Origin of the sequence: Shewanella sp. 10N.286.45.A1 (genome assembly GCF_041470405.1) — a bacterium.
Classification (GTDB): domain Bacteria; phylum Pseudomonadota; class Gammaproteobacteria; order Enterobacterales; family Shewanellaceae; genus Shewanella.
Window position 1 is genome coordinate 1 of record NZ_JBFRMK010000137.1, and the last position, 16,327, is coordinate 16,327.

The window sequence follows — 16,327 nt, forward strand, 5'->3', positions numbered from 1 at the left end:
ACTAGGGGCTTACCATCGCACGGGCACTGGAGAATTACCCTCTTCGCACAGTTAAGCTAATGCCTGTTAGACTAACAGTCATTAGCTTAACTCGCTTTGTCTTCGGCGCAATTTCAACAGTCTTCGTTTTAATTCCACCAATACATACTTGTGCAGCGACAAAAGAGTTGGCCCGTAAAGAAGGAATGAGACATTAAAGTTGGCCCATTACTCATGCTTTATAGCTATATGTAAACCAATAGATATTGTATGAATTACCAAAAAATCAATAGATACGAAAACACACAAGCTTGAAAACGATTCTATCGTTCACTTAGAATGCTGGATTGTGAAACATAAACATATAACTTGCGCACAGGGAAGGGGCTAATAAATTGAATTTTAATGATCTATTTCAAGCATCTGGAACAAGAATCTCCACTAATGGAATAAATGTCTATTTCAGTGACATAGAAATACCAATAGTACAATTACTTGAGAAACACACTATTGTAGTCGGTTGTGCGCTCAATTTAAGAAATGAAGCAATTATTAAATCCCTCTCCCAAAAAAAAATAAAATCATGCATAGTTTTGGATAAAATAGAGATTCATAAATCAAAAAAGTTTTATGAAAAGCTTAATAGCGCATTTCTTCCGTGGGATGTATTTATAGATGAGCTCCCAGAGCCTTTCTATACCATTGACTTGACTCCTCCACACCATAAAAACACAGAATCAATTAGAGTTTTTGGGGTTAAAGCAACGCAATACACCACAGGACAAAACCCTGCTTTACATCATAAGTTTTTGGTTTTTTGCGATATAAATATTGATGGAGAAGTTGCCCCTAAAACGGTAGTAACGGGTTCATTTAATTTTTCTAAAAACGCAACATTTTCAAGAGAAAACATTGTGGTTATAGAGGATGAGTATACAGCTGAGACCTTTTATGATGAATGGGCTAGATGTTTCCTATTTAGCGAATCGATATCAAACTATAATGTTTCAAATATAACCCCCGAATTTATCAAAACAAAAGGATTTCACGAGCTTGTAAAGTTAAATATCGAAGAGAACGACAACCTGGAAACTGAAGCAGAGAAGCATCAAAATATGCGTGACTTTTACAATGGAGCACATGAAAAGTTTTGATTTAGACTTGTAACTAGCTCAATTCAATAAAACACCATCAACTGACGAAAGATTGTTAGTGGTTCAATAATAAAACTTTAACCACTAACAAATTTTAGAGATCACACAGTCCGTTTTTATTAGCAAAGCCCAAATTCCTCAACTTATCAGTACCTACGCTTGCTATTGACTGTTAGCACACCCTCATAAAGATAGTTACACAATGCACAAACATACAAAGTAAGTTAAAACATTCCTTACCACCTAACTGCATACCTTGATGTCGGTTCAACTAGTATAAAGCCGCTAAACAGCTCGAATGAAATTTAGTCGCTTCTTTTTGAATGCAATTCAGCCATTTCTATTGAAATAGAGTACTAAAGTCGGCTATGCTGAGTCTAGAGCCAACTGCACGCTCGCTAGCCGACCTCTCAAAGAGATGGCGAAGACCCCTTCAGGTCGCAGTTCAATTTCAAATCCTATTTCTAAATCACACAGAACTGCTTCTCTGTAGTGAGTCGGCCACTTACTGATATAAAGCAGTGTTAGTGAGGTTTTTGAAATGGCTATGCAATCAAATGAGAAATTACAGTTCCCCTCGGGTCGAAATGTAAAGCGTCTGAAGCAAGATGCTAAATTACTATCGAAGTCCCAACAAATACCGTTAAGCTCAGCATTAGACTGTATCGCGAAAGCGAATGGGATGAGTTGTGGATGGAGTAAAGCCCTCGCCCAATTAAGAAACAATTCAATTCATAAATCAAAAATATCCCCTCAACATCAAGAGTCGGCCTTCGCTCAAGAACTTGGTATTACAGATGATGAATTAAGCACACTAAGTTGGGAGGTTGAAGAGAACAGTAGCGATGATGACTTGATATACAGTTACTTCGTTAAATTCGACGACTCTAATCCTAGAGATATTCTTGATAAAATTGATAGATTAGACCCGTATAACACTGTAGAGGTTAGTGTTAACGCCTTTGATGAACCTGACTTTGACGAAACGGAGGAGACATACCCTCCAGTCAACCGAAATACAATCCCTTCAAATAAGAATATAAACCCATATAGAAAACTATTATCCCTAGGTATCAATGAACTCCTTATTCAACGAAAATTTTCGCTTAATTGGAATGAATCAACTAAAGATGGCAGCGGGTACATAGAAGCATTAATTGCAGGCCATAACTCAGTAATCCAGTGGCGTGATGTAGGGCATGGAGAACTCCAAATAAGTATTTGGTGGAAATATCAACATGAGAACCACCCTCAAGCATACTTAGAAGGGAGGCAAAAAGAAGAATTTACCACCCCTAGTCCGTTAGCAAATAGAAAGCACTATTCAAAATTTGTAGGCGTTGTATGCAGTGGCTGGTTAGAACGACAAACCAGTGCATACCTTCAAGGCCATGGCAATTCGTATTTAACAGACATATACACGAGGCGTGGTGAGCTTGAAGAATTGAAAAAGTTAGTAATACCTGCTCCATTTGGCTTTAACTTAGAAGGAAAGTTTTTCCTTTAAGCTATGACTAAGGCTACTGCCTCGACTCCATCGAAGCGGTAGCCTATTCTAAAATTAATTGATGCACATCATCATTATTTTATATATTGCCAGGGAAGGAAATCTTTTAAATGACTCTTTTCTACTTCATACTTAGTCCAACCGACTCTTCTTAAAAAGCCTAACTCGAACAATTTTTTTAGCCAAAAACCAACCATTTTCCTTCGAGATTCATAAGCGCTGTCATTTGTTGAAAAGCCCAATAAAGACTCTATCCAAAGATCTGAAGCAATAGCGCTAGAATCAATTGTATAGCCTTCATTACCGTGAATTTTGTATACCCAAACAACTGTTCGCCAAACATCCCAAGAAGCATTCCAACAATACACATGCTTTGAAGATTGTTTAGGTGGTTTTAATCCAAGCTTTTTACAAAGGATTTGCATTTTTACCACTTCATCGGCTTCTCTAAAATTATGAGCGAAAGAGGAAACTTTTTGTATCTTTTGAACATCTTCCCTTTCTTTTTGAGCTAACTCAATATCAGCAATTTTTTCTAACCTTTTCTGCCAAGAGTCTATGTTCCGCCAATCGAGATAAAATCGAGAATAGTCTGTATCAGACTTCTCATCGAAGCCTATTAACAAGGTGGCATTTTTACTGCTTGTTATCTTGTGATGATTGCCTGCTACGAACAATGCAACATCTACATTCGTTTTTCCTTCAACAACAGCAGTTCCCTTGTATCCGTACGCAAAGGGTAACCACTCCTCATTAAAACGTGTAACTCTAGGGTTTCGGAATACGGTAAAAGTGTTGGAATTAGATAGTTTGCGATTAGCTTTCAGCGAGGGCCAGGTAAAATTTGGCATATTGAGATTGGCGCTTAGAGATTTTGCTATATCGTATATATTGGCTAGATAACTTTGGTTAGCAGAGTTGACCTCATCATTGACTTGAAGCTTTAATTCTCTATCTAACTCATATTTTTTTGTGCAGTGGAGCCACCTACGATTTGCTGTTTCCAATACAGCTTTTTTCAAGTCATTACGATCAACATTCCAAGACAACGCGCTTAAGTCTATTTCAATTGCATCAACTCCCACGGATTTATACTTGATTTCACTTTGTTCATCCTTTGCATTAGTAACAAAAATCTCAACCGCCAACGTTTCATATTTGATCGATTGACTCACCACATCGGCAATCAGCTCATTACTCAGCCTTACTTCTTGCTTAACCTCTTTCAATTGAAAGCAAGCAAGTTCTACTCTAGAGCGCTCTACAACTTCACCAGCCATATCTGCCATGGAATAAATACCATGAATTTCAGGTAAAATAAGATTTGAGTTTTCAGATGCAGATTCTTCTAAGATTTGTTTTGCAGCAAGGTGCAATGCTGACTCTCCACTACAGTCCGTATTCGTTTGATGCGAAAAGTAATGAGCTTTTTTCGAGCCTTGATTTGCAATAAGGGGACTAGAGCAATTTATTGAGGGGCATATACAACCGCACGTCTTCCCTCTTTCAACCTCAGAAATATGACGCATAACGCCATTAGCGCTGAGCCCCCAAGCAATTTTAACATCAGACACAATGAATCCTTTCAAGCTCCCATATCAGGAAAATATTAACTCAAGGTAGTACCATTTGATAATAAAAATATATACGCCTAACATATCATATATGATAATAGTCAGCAGAGATGCTATGCTGCACCAGTAAACATCAATTCACCTTACTATGGGAATACCAACATTGTGAAAATGACAGACTTACAGTCACTAAAAAAAAGAGCATCAGAAGACCCGAGCTTTAATGAAGAGTATCAAACGCTTAATCTTGAATTCATGGTTATTGATGTCTTATTAAGCATGCGTAAATCTGCAGGCCTGACACAGCGCCAAATTGCTAAGCATATGGGGACAAAAGAGACAAATATTTCTCGTTTAGAGAAAGGTCGTAGTAATCCTACACTGAAAACTTTGGACAGTTATGCAAAGGCTTGTGGTTTTGAGCTAAAGCTAGGCTATCAGGCCATTGAGTAACTCACATAAGAAGAATAAAAAAATTCTCCAACTAAAAAACAGGCTCTTCACTTTTGTTTTTTACACTCTGAAATATGTCAAATCAGTAAGTTACATATGTCCTTAAAGGCGTTAACTTAATATTTGATCTTCATACTTACAGGCAATATCTGCTAACTTATCGAGTTCTCTTCCCAAAATACTCTCCGGCTCAACTCCCCACAATTGTTCGATCCGCTTAAGAACAAGAAAATGCTCTACGGAATTAGATATCTGATTGGCAGTTAACACATCTCTAATAACAATGAACATGTCCGAATTTTCTTTAAGAAAAGCAGCATTATCCTTATCCATCACCTCAAATATATTTTCAAATGTTAGTCTTTGAGTAAGGGACTCTTGCTTCACTACATCACTCTTAAAAGCCTTCGGAGTTTTTGACTTTTTTTTCATATAATAGATACCAATTTTTAGCATACTCTCATTAGTATAGTAGTTCTGTGTAGCGGCTAATCCTCGAGTTAAAAAGCTTGCAATACTACACCGCAAAAATGAGCTGGCGCGGCTATATATTGCTTACCTGCATCTCCGACCTGAATAATTGCAAACTTTGGACATATCTCATCAGCAGAGTACAACGTACACTTTGAACAACTCTGGAATTTAGATTTATACGCATTATATTGGAAAAGGAACCTACCCTTTTTGCCATATTCACACGAAGTTTCCTCTAAATATGAATAAATAAAATCAGCAATCCCATCAACCTCGTTCTGCTCTATAGCATCACACATGAACTCAAGTGTTTCATCTGACAAAAATGTGTAAGAGCTAAAGTTCTTAAACCAAAGACTCTTACGGAGCTTATTATTACGATTAAACCTTCCAATATTCTTTGATAGCCAACAATAGAGATCCTGCTTCGCGCAAGGTAGGTAGCAAACTTCAGTTTTTCTTAACTTCAAAGGCTGCTCGAAATTTAGGTGAAAAGGATAATTTTCGATATACCCTTTACGCCCCCTCCATACTTCGATAGAGAAATCACCAGAGAGCGCTTTTGCAATAGCTTTTACAGTCTTCTTTCGAGAGTTAGAAGCAATATAATGAAGGGGAGTTTGGTGCTTTAGGCATAGCTTGTCAGTCTTCCAGTTTATCCACTCAGACTTTAAATACCCAAAACCTAGGTTCTTAATAGACTCTTGAATACATTGCTCACAATAGCCAACTTTAAGTGTGCCTTTTTCAACGGAGCTACAATTGTCCCGTTCGATAAAAGTATCAAAGAGTTCATTAGCTAAACTTGAAAAAGTGCCAAAGCGTCCTTCAGTAGGTTGAGCCCCCCCTGATCGTCTGGCAAGCTCAACTAGCTTGAGAAAGTCTATGTTTTGAAAAAAATCACCACCTCGGCCAGAAACTTTTGGTCTATGTAACCAATTACCATTATCTCCAACTACATTTTCAAACGAATCTTCACCAGACAATACAATTGACCGAAAGATTGCGCTTTGAAGTGACTCATCATCTTGAATATACATAGTTTTATGATTACCAAACGACATTTAAGTCTTGCTTTAAACAAAACCGCCCTATTCGCCTTAAATAGCTAACCCCATATGCAATCGAAACTAACTAATAACTATCTCCCCCCAATTCTTTCAGGTAAAGGAGGTTTATCTTTGCCAATATTCCTTCTAAAGTTCTCAGCATCATTTTTTAATTGATGATTATTAGTCTGTTCTGAAAAGTTAATAACACCTTTTGTAAAAACTTCTAAATTTTGTGAATTTGTCCACCGCTCATGTTTTAATATGGTTCCAAACAGCAGCTCAGCATCTAAAGGAAGGTACATGTCATTCGCATACTCATGATAATCAATATAACGAGCGTTGATCCTTTGCCTATGAGCAACCTGAATTCTGCAATAATCCCTAAGAATAATACCGACTGCTGTAGATAGTTCCTCCATATCCCTATTTTCATATTGAGAAGCTTGTTTCAACATGTCCTCTATAACATGTGAAAGAGAAGTAAAATCTTCTCGACTAAAGAATTTAAGAGAGTTTTCTACTAAATTAGTAAAATTCGGCTCTTGATTTGAAACTACATCTCTCAATAGGTTATCTAGCTCATCTTCTTTAAAATTTAAAGTATAAGTTTCCCCCAAAGCCTCTTTCAAGATTTCAATAAAATCATCAAATTCTATCTTTATGTCTAAAGCTGGATTTTTTACCATAACGAAATCATTAGGGAATTGTTCTAAAGGAAGATGTGGTTTTAGCTTCTTTTTATTAAGTGAATCGATATTATATTCTATATAAGCCTCCCTCCGTACAGGGGAGTAGGCAAGAGCTAGCAAAAACTTATAGGAAAGTTGGGGAATGTTTGATTCAACAACGATGTTTATCATCGCTGAAAGAAGCCTTTTCTTTGACATTAAGTCAAACAGAGTATGCGACACCATATTCTTCAATAGAAAATCAATGGTAACAATAAGTCGGTCATATTGTTTATTAACAAATAGATAATGCAATCCATCTATAATGTTTTGAATTATCATAAAAGCATTATTGAATTGACTATTAGTTAACACCTCTTCTAAAGCGTATGTATATACTCCAGAAGTGATTTCCGGACAATATTTAATCAAGGAAAAATCATTTAGATAACTGAAAACTAAGTCGTTTTCCTGCGATGTCAATTGATGTGACTTTAGCTCAGTCCTCCTAGCTAATTTCCATTCTGATAAAGAATCTTTAGGCTTCGGGTTTACTCGTTGGGTAAAGATATCTGGAGTATATAAATGGAGTTCTTCAGGTTCTATAGCTCGCCCGGCAAAATTAAATATTATTGGAGATTTAATTTTATCACGATCATTAAAGTACTCTGTTGATTGTGCTATTACGAAACCTATATTTTCATAGTGACTGTATGGCTTACCATTATTCCCAGAGTTAGGTTGTGTCCATGCAGGATATACTGATTTGATTTCCTTACCTCGATGCAGAATAACTACCTTCATCTTCAATAAGGGATCATAATTGTTTATATAGCCAACAATTTGACCTTTTTTTCTTTGACCAACATCCTCATTTTCTAATGCCTCACCAACTAAACTGATTATTTTCTCTCGACCATAACCTTTTGGAAACAAAGTCTTCCAAAGATACCCTGACTTATAATACTCGTCAGGGTACATTGTTATTTTAGCCGCCTTGCCTGAGAATAGTTCTTTAGGCAACCTTAAAGTAATAACACCATTCCCAAGCTCTCTCGCATAGTACCAAAATGTATGTTGTGCACTATTAAAAAAATGGAGGTGCTCTAGTTCGTCCTCATAACCTTTCTTAAACTCAACCCAAGCATCATACGTATGTAGTCCCCCGCTTAAGACTGTCATATGCTCTTTACTTTGCATGGGCCTAACGACAAAGTTGCCTTTAATTATATGCTCAATAGTACTTTCGGTTAACTGAAGCTTTTTTCCATCCTTTTGTTCAAATTCTTTAATCATCTAAATACCTGCTCCCTGATTAATACTCTATTTGAAGGCCCGATACTAAAGAATTAGGCGTTTCATGCTCTAGTGACTCTCTCTTGAGTTTTAACTTTTCGAGTAAGTAATGATTAGCTAATTCAAACTCATCAAAAATAGTTGCCCATGTCTTCACAAACCCTTTAATGCGACCTTTATCATGGCTGAAAACTAGACCAGGTTCATTCTTCTCTTCTGCAGTTTCAAGTGCTGAAGGGATTTCAAAATCACAATCGGAAACTTTCCTACCAACAAGAATTAGTTCAAACTTCATTTTTTGATCAGAAAAACCTACGTGTTGACCTATAATCCTCGCATAATCTTTGATCTGATTAAGGTGTTTACGATTTAGAGCTATACTTGGCTTCTTGATTTCAATGATAGTGCACTTAAAGTAAGGCTTATTCGAAGAGTCAAAAGCCATCGTTTTGCGAGCAAGAAACAAATCTACTTGCCTCCTTACTCCCTCAATACTTAGGCCTTCATCTAAATCTTTTTGATCGAAATCCTCTTCGTCAAGAGTGTTAATTCCACGAACATGACTTCTCAAATGTTCCGCGTTTTTTTGAAAATCAACTTCTTCGGCTCCAATTAATGTGTATTGGCTTCCAAAGAGCCATGTGTTCTTTTCAATTATTTGCTGTAGGTCTGGAGTTTCTAAGATATCTTTATAATGCTTAACCATTAGTTCCCGTAACTTATGTACTGCCAAGTCACGCTTCTGAAGAACCTCTATTGTAGCAATGACATTTTCTAATGATGTCTTTGAAAGTTGATTAGACAAGGTAGTGAGCTTTTCCTCTTCTAGTCCCAAAACGCACTCTAGAACATCCAGCAACTCATCATTTTCATTCGAAACTAATAACTTATCTAGCAAGGCAATAAGTATTTTGGTCTGTTTTGGTTTTAAATTTCTAAAGAGAGTTGGATCTACAACATAAATCTCTCTAACTACACTTTTTATATTCTTACGGCGCCAATTCCTCTCGCTTTCTGGTAGTTTAAGATTCTCAGGAAAGTACCCTTTAGTCTCGTACAATGCTATCTGTATTTCTACTTGCTCGATTTGAAATTGTTCATAAATATCAGAGCTGACTTGGTGAATTTTTTTCATCAACTCTTTAAAAACTGGACTGTTTGGATTGGCTAAAGGTCTATTAGTAAAATTAAGTTCACTGCTATATTTATCAAAGTTTTCTACCCAACCAGATGCTGTGTATGTACTCAAATAAAAATCTGTTTTATTATTAAAACTACTTAGATCTCGATAGACAACACGTCCTTCAGAATTCACCAAATAGTTATAAGACTTCTCCAGTCCAGGCTTATCAAACCACCTCACAAATGACACATCGAAAATCTCATCCTCAATTGAAAATTGTTTATTAATCAATTGATTTTCAGGTACTTCGACTTCAATGCCATTTAAGAATAACTTTCTATTGGTATTAAGCGCTAATCGCCAACCAAACTCACTTTGAAGCTTAGATGTAATAGCACTTATTGCAGGCAAATTAGTTGAAAAATTAGTAAGCTCTACGCAAGTTCCGTGACTATACTGATTTAATAGTGATATTTGTTCATGTTCAGATAACTCCGCAGCTCTAAACTCTCTCAAAGTCCCATTTTGAATTGAAATTTTTGCATTTTTTATAGCGTTTGTTTTTGTATACCAAGTAGCTGAATTACAGAGAAGATGAAAAGCTAATCTTCCTCTTCCATGAGCTCCTTGTAAATCGTCATTATCTCTTTTAGATGATTCAAAAAACCTGGAAAAATGCTCAGAACAAAGTCCAATGTCAATACCCGAACCATCATCTAAGACAAACACAGACTCCAATCCATCTATTTCGTTAAACTTGATATCTACATATACATTCAATGCATTAGCGTCAAAACCGTTTGCTACAAGTTCAATAATTGCCTGTAGAGGAGTTTTCTTCCACTTAGTAAAGTGTTTCCTTATCCCCAAATCCGTTATTTCTGCAGTCCCAACAAATTCATTAAAGCTCATATAGTCAACTAGTTATTAACCTCATACCAAATAACATATCACACGAGTAAAGGCGGAGAGTAGCGGCATTTCACATTATTTACCTTCGTATAAGCTCCGGTACTTCATCAATGAATTTGGAAGCTTATGCTTTTTTTTAGTAAACCAACCATGCCCACCTAGCAGTAGATCAAGCTGTGTTCGTGATAGCCGATTGTGGTGCTTTCTCATAAGAGAACAGACTTTAGGTACTAATAGTAAGTCTCTCTGGTGCCAATCCACTTTAGGCTTAATTACAGGCTTTTTAGCTGCTGGCAGATTTGCCTCTAGCCATTGCTTTTCATACGCATACAACCAGAAAAATGCAGCATTGCATGAAGACTTTATTTGCTTCCGAATAGCGTTTGGTTTTCGCTGGATAAATCGGGTTATTTGCAGCTTATATTTTCTCCTTTTAGATTCATGCCTGCATTGCTTACGCCATTGAACCAGCTCTGGTGAAATAGAAATCTGTTGCTCCACACTTCCAATCGATACACCAACTCGGGCAGCAATAATTTTGCGATGAAAGCCTTTTTTGGCAAGAAACATAATCTTCGCCTTCATGCTCTGTGTTATCTGTTTAGGTTTAAGGTTAACGGGGATACCAAGCCTTAATGCAAGGGCCTTTATGAAACATCGACTTTTCCCTGTAAGTCGACTAACACTAGCCATTGACTCACCTTGATGCAGTAATTCAATACACTTTTTTTCTAGTTGATGTTTAAGGTCTTCATCTTTTGAAATTGACTCTCTTCGCTTAGTAGGTCCCGTCAGCTTTGACAACCAAAAACCTAACACAAGGTACTTTAATGGCTGCTGAGCAACCTTTTCAGATCGGAGGTAGGATATGTAGCGATAATCTGTATCAGAATCAGGCAACCAATCCTGTGAGTCATAACCGAACTCTTGGGTAAATTGGTACAGGTCGCTAAGTATAAGTTTTCTTCGGTAGTGCCCCTTGTCAGAAACATAGCCAAGTTTGTAAAGGAGCTCTTTAGCATCATTTAATTTAAACGGTTTATTAACCTGACTTACCCGTTGCAATAGCTCATATGAATACCGAGCAAAATCGCGACTAAGAACACTGCTTCGGATAGGTTTTTCCCCCGAAGGTGGAAGCAAGCTAAGGTTTAACCTAGAGCGTCCTTTTAATGGAAAGTGAACCAACTTTACTTGATGACTTGAGCATGACTCTATGCCAGGAATTTGATGACTCCGATGCCAATAGGACACCCCAAAATTTTCAGCATCTGCTTTTGCGCACGCAGGGCAATACTTGATCGAGAGAGGCTCTTTTTCACGCACACAGACTAATTGACAAGCCCTTATAGCATCTGTGGCATTAGTGGATATTAAGCCTAATGAAATAGTCGATGCATAAGATGGCAAAAAATGAATAAACAACGGGGCCAGCGTCTGTTCGTTTAGCAGTTCAGCAGGAGTCTCCAGACTTAGTTTACTAAACTTATCTAGTCCTGCAGTTAAATAGGGGTGGATACTTACTTTATGATTACTCAGTGTAGTAAAAAGATAGTCCGCAGTAGTCATGCCACTTAAAGTAAAGTGACGAATAATACGGCTAAAAAAGATTTCATCAGGAAAAGCAGGGGGAATCTGCATCATCCCCCCATAGCAAATCTAGTTACACAATGGCTAAATTTTAGACTAGATTATACGAGTTGTAGAATTAACAGGGTTAATAGCTCTATACTCCGCATCACTAAAGCAACTCTGTTAACGGGTCATCAAGCATCAACTTTTGCTGTCTTAAAAAACGAATGGGATCTTTTGACTCCCCAGCCTGTTGAAATACATCAGGATCTTTTATCCTATCACCTATATCAACTGCACCAAGCAATTCAATTAACCGAGAGGTAAACTCTGGGTGTTGTGGTTTAGTAATATCTCCAGTTTTATCTACAGCAAACACCTGTGATGGGGTATCGACTTTCTTAATACGTCGTTGTTTCCCACTCGGTAATGCAACCACTGTTTTTAACTCATTAACCTCATTAGTTTGCCTTGATAAACCACATGCCACAGCATTACCAGCTTCAAGAGTCGATACGGTGATCCTTTCATCTGCACAGCCAATCACTAAACGTTGCGCTTCTCTATAGGTACGGCTTGCCATATCGATATTGCCAACAGACAGCCTATGAAGAGCTTCATTTAAATCTTGTGTGAGTTCTGTGTACACATTAGTCCACTGATAATTCCAAAGCTGGTCGATGAATGCATTCCACGAAGCACTTTCCTTACCAAGAACAGACATAGTATGGTGATAACCACTTTCTGCTCGTCTAGCGGCTTTTAACTCTTTAATTAAGGTCAGATCAAAAGGTGGGTTAGCCACAAAGAAAAGAGGCACTCCAAGTTTATTTACCAATCTATGTAAAAACTTTAATAAGTTATTCTCGCCGCCAGTTCGTTTAAACTGAAGGTTTTGCATTTCATCAATAACCAACATCCCAAGAAAGCTAGATTTAATGCACTGCTCCAGTTGACGAACTAACGCCCCTATCGTTCCAGCAGGTTTCGTCTTTTCTCTGTCTAATGCCAAGTCTAACGAAGCTAGAATCTCTTCACACAGATCTCTAACGCTAGAATTACTTGGGCAGTCAACTTTAATCCAAACTACTTGCTTTCTTAGAGCTAATGGTTGGCCTTTATATGACTCATGCTCAATGATGCTTGGAAAGTAACCAAGCACCTGTTCAAGCATAGATGTTTTTCCTACCCCGCTTTCTCCAATCAATGTTAAACCATCACCTTTAGGTTGGAAAAAGCCCGTTCTAGGCGCGACATCAGGCCTTTCATCCACTAAATAATGCAAGTACTGTGCGGTTGTTGGGCTTAATGGATTTTTTGCTGAGTAACCTTTTTTAATGGCTCTTTCTATCGCTCTAAAACATGCTTCATAGTCCGTCAATGGCTGCCTTAACTCCTCGATTCGATTCAAGTACTCATCACGAACTAAAGGGCTAGGATGATCTGCAATGTCTTCAGCATAATCCGGATAATTACTAAATACTGCCATTACCTCTTCCCAAGAACGCTTAGGAGGTAAGGCTTCAATTAATGGATTTCCTTGGTGCTCCGACAGGATAGCATCATGATAGATAGCCTTGACTCCACTCATGACGTTTCTCCTTTTGTTCTTCGTTTTCTACCAACAGGGAGAGATACAACTTTGCTTACCACTGCTTTTGATTCAGGAGTTGCAATGACTTCTACATTCCCTTTACTGTCTTCAAGCATATTCGTTGTTGCTCTTAGCTCATCGGTGCGATGCTGACGGGTGTTTTTTATTTTTTGATTGAAGCTAATGCTAGTAGCGTTCTTATTGCGTTTTTTTGCATCTAACGCCATCTTTTGGCGATACTTATGATCATCTATTGAAGTGACACTTATAGGAGCTTGCTCTTTTTTTGAGTCGAGCCAATCTTGCATGAAATCAGATTCGTACATTGATTTACCACCAAACATACGGCTACGAGGTAGAAGATGACAAAGCGTGAATCCATAATTTTTATCTAACCGCACATAGATATGATTTGTCGTATTTTCATCAATCCGAGCTTCTAAGCGCCATTGACCTGATGTTCTTGCTACCGATGCCAAATTCCGGTCTTCAATTTCCCTGCAAGAGTAATATAGCCCGTTAAAATGTACTCCACTGCGTGTCATACTTACTTTTGCGGGGGGAAGTAAGCGAGCTATAACTTCATCAGGAAGTGCTGCTTGAAGATCGTGTTTATGTTTAGCAAGATGAACTTTCCAGTAGTTGATCGGTGTTGGCGGTAAGTCATTCTCGATTAAAAGTGGACTTGAGAAAGCCAAGTCGTCATAAATAGATCTATTATGTTCAAGAATAGCTTTTATGATTTCAGTAGTCACTTCCCTTAAAGTGTAGATAGCATCTTTTCTTGGGTCTCGAGTACCTCTAACAACATTATTCCCCCCTCTAGTTGTCCCCAAAAAATCATGAATCAGCTCTTTATTCAAAATATCGAACCGCTTTTCAACGACCCCTTTACAATCAGGTCTGTAAGGAGGAGTAAAAGATAGTCTCGTCATTGGAGTAAGGGCTTTCTGTGCCTTTAAGCCAATCATCTCGCCATTATCACAAACCAACTCCTTTGGAATATGCGAACAAGGCCACTCAGAATCGTGAATATCCACACCGAATTCCTTACAATAATCAGCCTTAGGTAAAAAGCTATTTGCTAGTGCCTGTCTCGCGGCGCGCCATGATGCATGATAAAGAGAGACGTGCATGCCAACAATCATCCGGCTCGCTCTATCGATCACAATGTAAATCGTTGGCCTACCTAATAAGTGCTGAGAACCTAGCTCAGAAACGATGTGAACATCGGCTACCGTTGCATCTATCTCAAAGTGAGTTCCGGGCAAGTAACTATCTTGAATAACACTTCCTAATAAACCTCTTTTATTCCTGAGATGATCATTTTCGGTCGTTCTCCCCTTAACCATCTCTTCTTTATTAAATAGCTTTTTTGCCCAATAGCTAAATTGCTTAAGTGTTGGGACTAAAGGAGGTCTTCCACAGGAATGAGCAATGCGAACCTCATCTGCATAGCTATCAACGAGCATATTTTTGTACGTTTTTGATAACGTCAGGCAGGTCTTTTTTAAATAATACTTTTTCAGTGCTTTCTTAAACTTACTTTTATCTATATCTGAAATAACGTATTTTGCAGCCCTTTCTACCGCTACCGTTCTTGGTTGCTTAGGAGAGCCTAATGGATTGCCTGTCGTTCTCCTCTCCTTTCCCAAGCCACCACTTAGGGAAAATGCAGGAAGAAGCGCGCTTTTATCCTGCCCATAACGCCAATATTGAGTGAGTAATCTAGCCAAGACTTTTCGGTCGATTTCCATCGTTCTCGCATACTCAGCAAGATGTGGTACACGTTTTTTCGTTGCATAATCAAAAACAAAAGCTCTATCAAAAACAATACCTTCAATTAACGCATAGTTTTTATCTCTTCGAGCAATATGTTCTTCTGGGATATTTTCCTCTGCGACCAAAAGAAAACTAGGTAGGTTAAACTCGGACTTCTTGGCTTTCTGGCTTTTTACATGCTCTGTAAATGCTTCTATCGATAAAGCAAGAGGACGAACACTTCTTGATGTCTGATTTAAAGGGAAAAGAACTACCGACTCAACATCGTGCATTAGCTCCAAAATTCGATATAAACCATCTTCGGCTAAATCGGAGTCGTGTAACTCCCAAACACTGTTTCTAGGAAGCTCCATTCATAACACCTCTCGCAGTCATAGCTATAGATGTGATATCTAATATTCCCACTTCTGTAATCTTTGATGACAAATCCACATCAATAAACTTGTCCGCTATTAGATAACGAATAAGCAATAGAGCATCGTCATGTGAGGCGATATTCATTGATATGAATTGATTACACAGGTCTTCAAGGAAGAATTGACCAACCTCAATTACAGCTAGCGCACTATCAACCTGTTCATCAGCAAAAAGGACGGGATTTTCACGGAAAGGGCTTGTTGCCCAGCTAAGATTACTACTCTGGATTTTAGTCAGCTCATTACCTGTAAAATAGCTAAACTTAACCCCCAACAGTTGCCAACAAACTCTTTCAATATCAATTTTTTCGAGTACACGCTGATTATCTGATTCGCTTTCAGGCTTAACTGAAATTGCGTGATATGACGTACCTTGGGGAGAGTCAGTTGTAAGCAACTGATCGGTTGTCATTATGATAGGTTCTTTTGTTTTGGGATGTATTGGATGTTTCACTCCCAATATGCTTGCCACTTTTTGCGTATAGTTAAGCGGCAAGATAGGAAACTGCTCTCTTATATCGATAACACTGTTAGAGAACTCAGCTAAATAAAATAACTCGCTCTCTATTGAAGACATCATATGATGTTCTCGCTGAGACTTTCTCCCAAAAATTAACGATCTAGTTCCGTGAGATTTTACGTCTTGAATTCTAAGCCACGGCTTATAATCAGAGCCTTCACCTATTCCATATTTATTTTTTAAGGCTCGCTGATAGTCTTGTAAAGACTCAAGTTTTCGTCCGCGCGACATAACTTATTCCGATGTATTTA

12 protein-coding genes are annotated in these 16,327 nt (G+C 37.9%); 3 read left to right on the top strand and 9 right to left on the bottom strand.

The features are described from left to right. Positions 1 to 374: 374 nt before the first annotated feature. Entirely contained in the window at positions 375 to 1,133 is a 759-nt protein-coding gene (locus tag AB4238_RS11200; RefSeq protein WP_372033520.1) for a phospholipase D-like domain-containing protein, read from the top strand. 541 nt (positions 1,134 to 1,674) lie between these two features. Beyond that, positions 1,675 to 2,640 (top strand): hypothetical protein, encoded by a 966-nt coding sequence (locus tag AB4238_RS11205; protein WP_372033521.1) that lies wholly within the window; start codon positions 1,675 to 1,677, stop codon positions 2,638 to 2,640. A gap of 74 nt (positions 2,641 to 2,714) precedes the next feature. Here the strand turns inward: AB4238_RS11205 and AB4238_RS11210 are convergent, their stop codons facing one another. After that, a complete protein-coding gene (locus AB4238_RS11210; protein WP_372033522.1) occupies positions 2,715 to 4,214 on the bottom strand; it encodes a competence protein CoiA family protein in 1,500 nt (499 codons plus the stop codon). Positions 4,215 to 4,385: 171 nt separating this feature from the next. On the opposite strand from AB4238_RS11210, the gene AB4238_RS11215 reads away from it, so the two are divergent. Beyond that, positions 4,386 to 4,667 (top strand): helix-turn-helix domain-containing protein, encoded by a 282-nt coding sequence (locus AB4238_RS11215; RefSeq protein WP_372033554.1) that lies wholly within the window; start codon positions 4,386 to 4,388, stop codon positions 4,665 to 4,667. Between the two features lie 111 nt (positions 4,668 to 4,778). Here AB4238_RS11215 and AB4238_RS11220 read toward each other — a convergent pair whose 3' ends face one another. The 8 genes from AB4238_RS11220 to AB4238_RS11255 all read right to left on the bottom strand — a co-directional run bounded on the left by AB4238_RS11220 (position 4,779) and on the right by AB4238_RS11255 (position 16,307). Further along, the gene (locus tag AB4238_RS11220) at positions 4,779 to 5,099 is read right to left on the bottom strand and encodes a hypothetical protein (RefSeq protein ID WP_372033523.1); all 321 of its coding nucleotides are present in this window, start codon (positions 5,097 to 5,099) and stop codon (positions 4,779 to 4,781) included. A 68-nt stretch (positions 5,100 to 5,167) separates the two neighbouring features. Beyond that, the gene (locus AB4238_RS11225; protein ID WP_372033524.1) at positions 5,168 to 6,205 is read right to left on the bottom strand and encodes a hypothetical protein; all 1,038 of its coding nucleotides are present in this window, start codon (positions 6,203 to 6,205) and stop codon (positions 5,168 to 5,170) included. 77 nt (positions 6,206 to 6,282) lie between these two features. Further along, positions 6,283 to 8,157: a hypothetical protein gene (locus tag AB4238_RS11230; protein WP_372033525.1), complete on the bottom strand. Its 1,875-nt coding sequence runs from the start codon at positions 8,155 to 8,157 to the stop codon at positions 6,283 to 6,285. Positions 8,158 to 8,176: 19 nt separating this feature from the next. Next, a complete protein-coding gene (locus AB4238_RS11235; RefSeq protein WP_372033526.1) occupies positions 8,177 to 10,192 on the bottom strand; it encodes an ATP-binding protein in 2,016 nt (671 codons plus the stop codon). Positions 10,193 to 10,267: 75 nt separating this feature from the next. Continuing rightward, positions 10,268 to 11,836 (bottom strand): TnsD family Tn7-like transposition protein, encoded by a 1,569-nt coding sequence (locus AB4238_RS11240; protein ID WP_372033527.1) that lies wholly within the window; start codon positions 11,834 to 11,836, stop codon positions 10,268 to 10,270. A gap of 97 nt (positions 11,837 to 11,933) precedes the next feature. Then, positions 11,934 to 13,355 carry an ATP-binding protein gene (locus tag AB4238_RS11245; protein WP_372033528.1) on the bottom strand — a complete coding sequence of 474 codons (1,422 nt, stop codon included), beginning with the start codon at positions 13,353 to 13,355 and terminating at the stop codon, positions 11,934 to 11,936. Then, positions 13,352 to 15,493: a transposase gene (locus AB4238_RS11250; RefSeq protein ID WP_372033529.1), complete on the bottom strand. Its 2,142-nt coding sequence runs from the start codon at positions 15,491 to 15,493 to the stop codon at positions 13,352 to 13,354. Before AB4238_RS11250 ends, AB4238_RS11245 begins: the two co-directional genes overlap by 4 nt. After that, positions 15,480 to 16,307 (bottom strand): TnsA endonuclease N-terminal domain-containing protein, encoded by an 828-nt coding sequence (locus tag AB4238_RS11255; RefSeq protein ID WP_372033530.1) that lies wholly within the window; start codon positions 16,305 to 16,307, stop codon positions 15,480 to 15,482. The genes AB4238_RS11250 and AB4238_RS11255 overlap by 14 nt, the downstream gene beginning before the upstream one ends. Positions 16,308 to 16,327 lie beyond the last annotated feature (20 nt).

What these genes read in the sequence shown, in the direction of transcription:
- AB4238_RS11205 (WP_372033521.1), top strand. Translation starts at nt 1,675, where the DNA reads ATGGCTATGCAATCAAATGAGAAATTACAGTTCCCCTCGGGTCGAAAT.
- AB4238_RS11215 (WP_372033554.1), top strand. Translation starts at nt 4,386, where the DNA reads ATGACAGACTTACAGTCACTAAAAAAAAGAGCATCAGAAGACCCGAGC.
- AB4238_RS11220 (WP_372033523.1), bottom strand. Translation starts at nt 5,099, where the DNA reads ATGAAAAAAAAGTCAAAAACTCCGAAGGCTTTTAAGAGTGATGTAGTG.
- AB4238_RS11225 (WP_372033524.1), bottom strand. Translation starts at nt 6,205, where the DNA reads ATGTCGTTTGGTAATCATAAAACTATGTATATTCAAGATGATGAGTCA.
- AB4238_RS11230 (WP_372033525.1), bottom strand. Translation starts at nt 8,157, where the DNA reads ATGATTAAAGAATTTGAACAAAAGGATGGAAAAAAGCTTCAGTTAACC.
- AB4238_RS11235 (WP_372033526.1), bottom strand. Translation starts at nt 10,192, where the DNA reads ATGAGCTTTAATGAATTTGTTGGGACTGCAGAAATAACGGATTTGGGG.
- AB4238_RS11240 (WP_372033527.1), bottom strand. Translation starts at nt 11,836, where the DNA reads ATGATGCAGATTCCCCCTGCTTTTCCTGATGAAATCTTTTTTAGCCGT.
- AB4238_RS11245 (WP_372033528.1), bottom strand. Translation starts at nt 13,355, where the DNA reads ATGAGTGGAGTCAAGGCTATCTATCATGATGCTATCCTGTCGGAGCAC.
- AB4238_RS11250 (WP_372033529.1), bottom strand. Translation starts at nt 15,493, where the DNA reads ATGGAGCTTCCTAGAAACAGTGTTTGGGAGTTACACGACTCCGATTTA.
- AB4238_RS11255 (WP_372033530.1), bottom strand. Translation starts at nt 16,307, where the DNA reads ATGTCGCGCGGACGAAAACTTGAGTCTTTACAAGACTATCAGCGAGCC.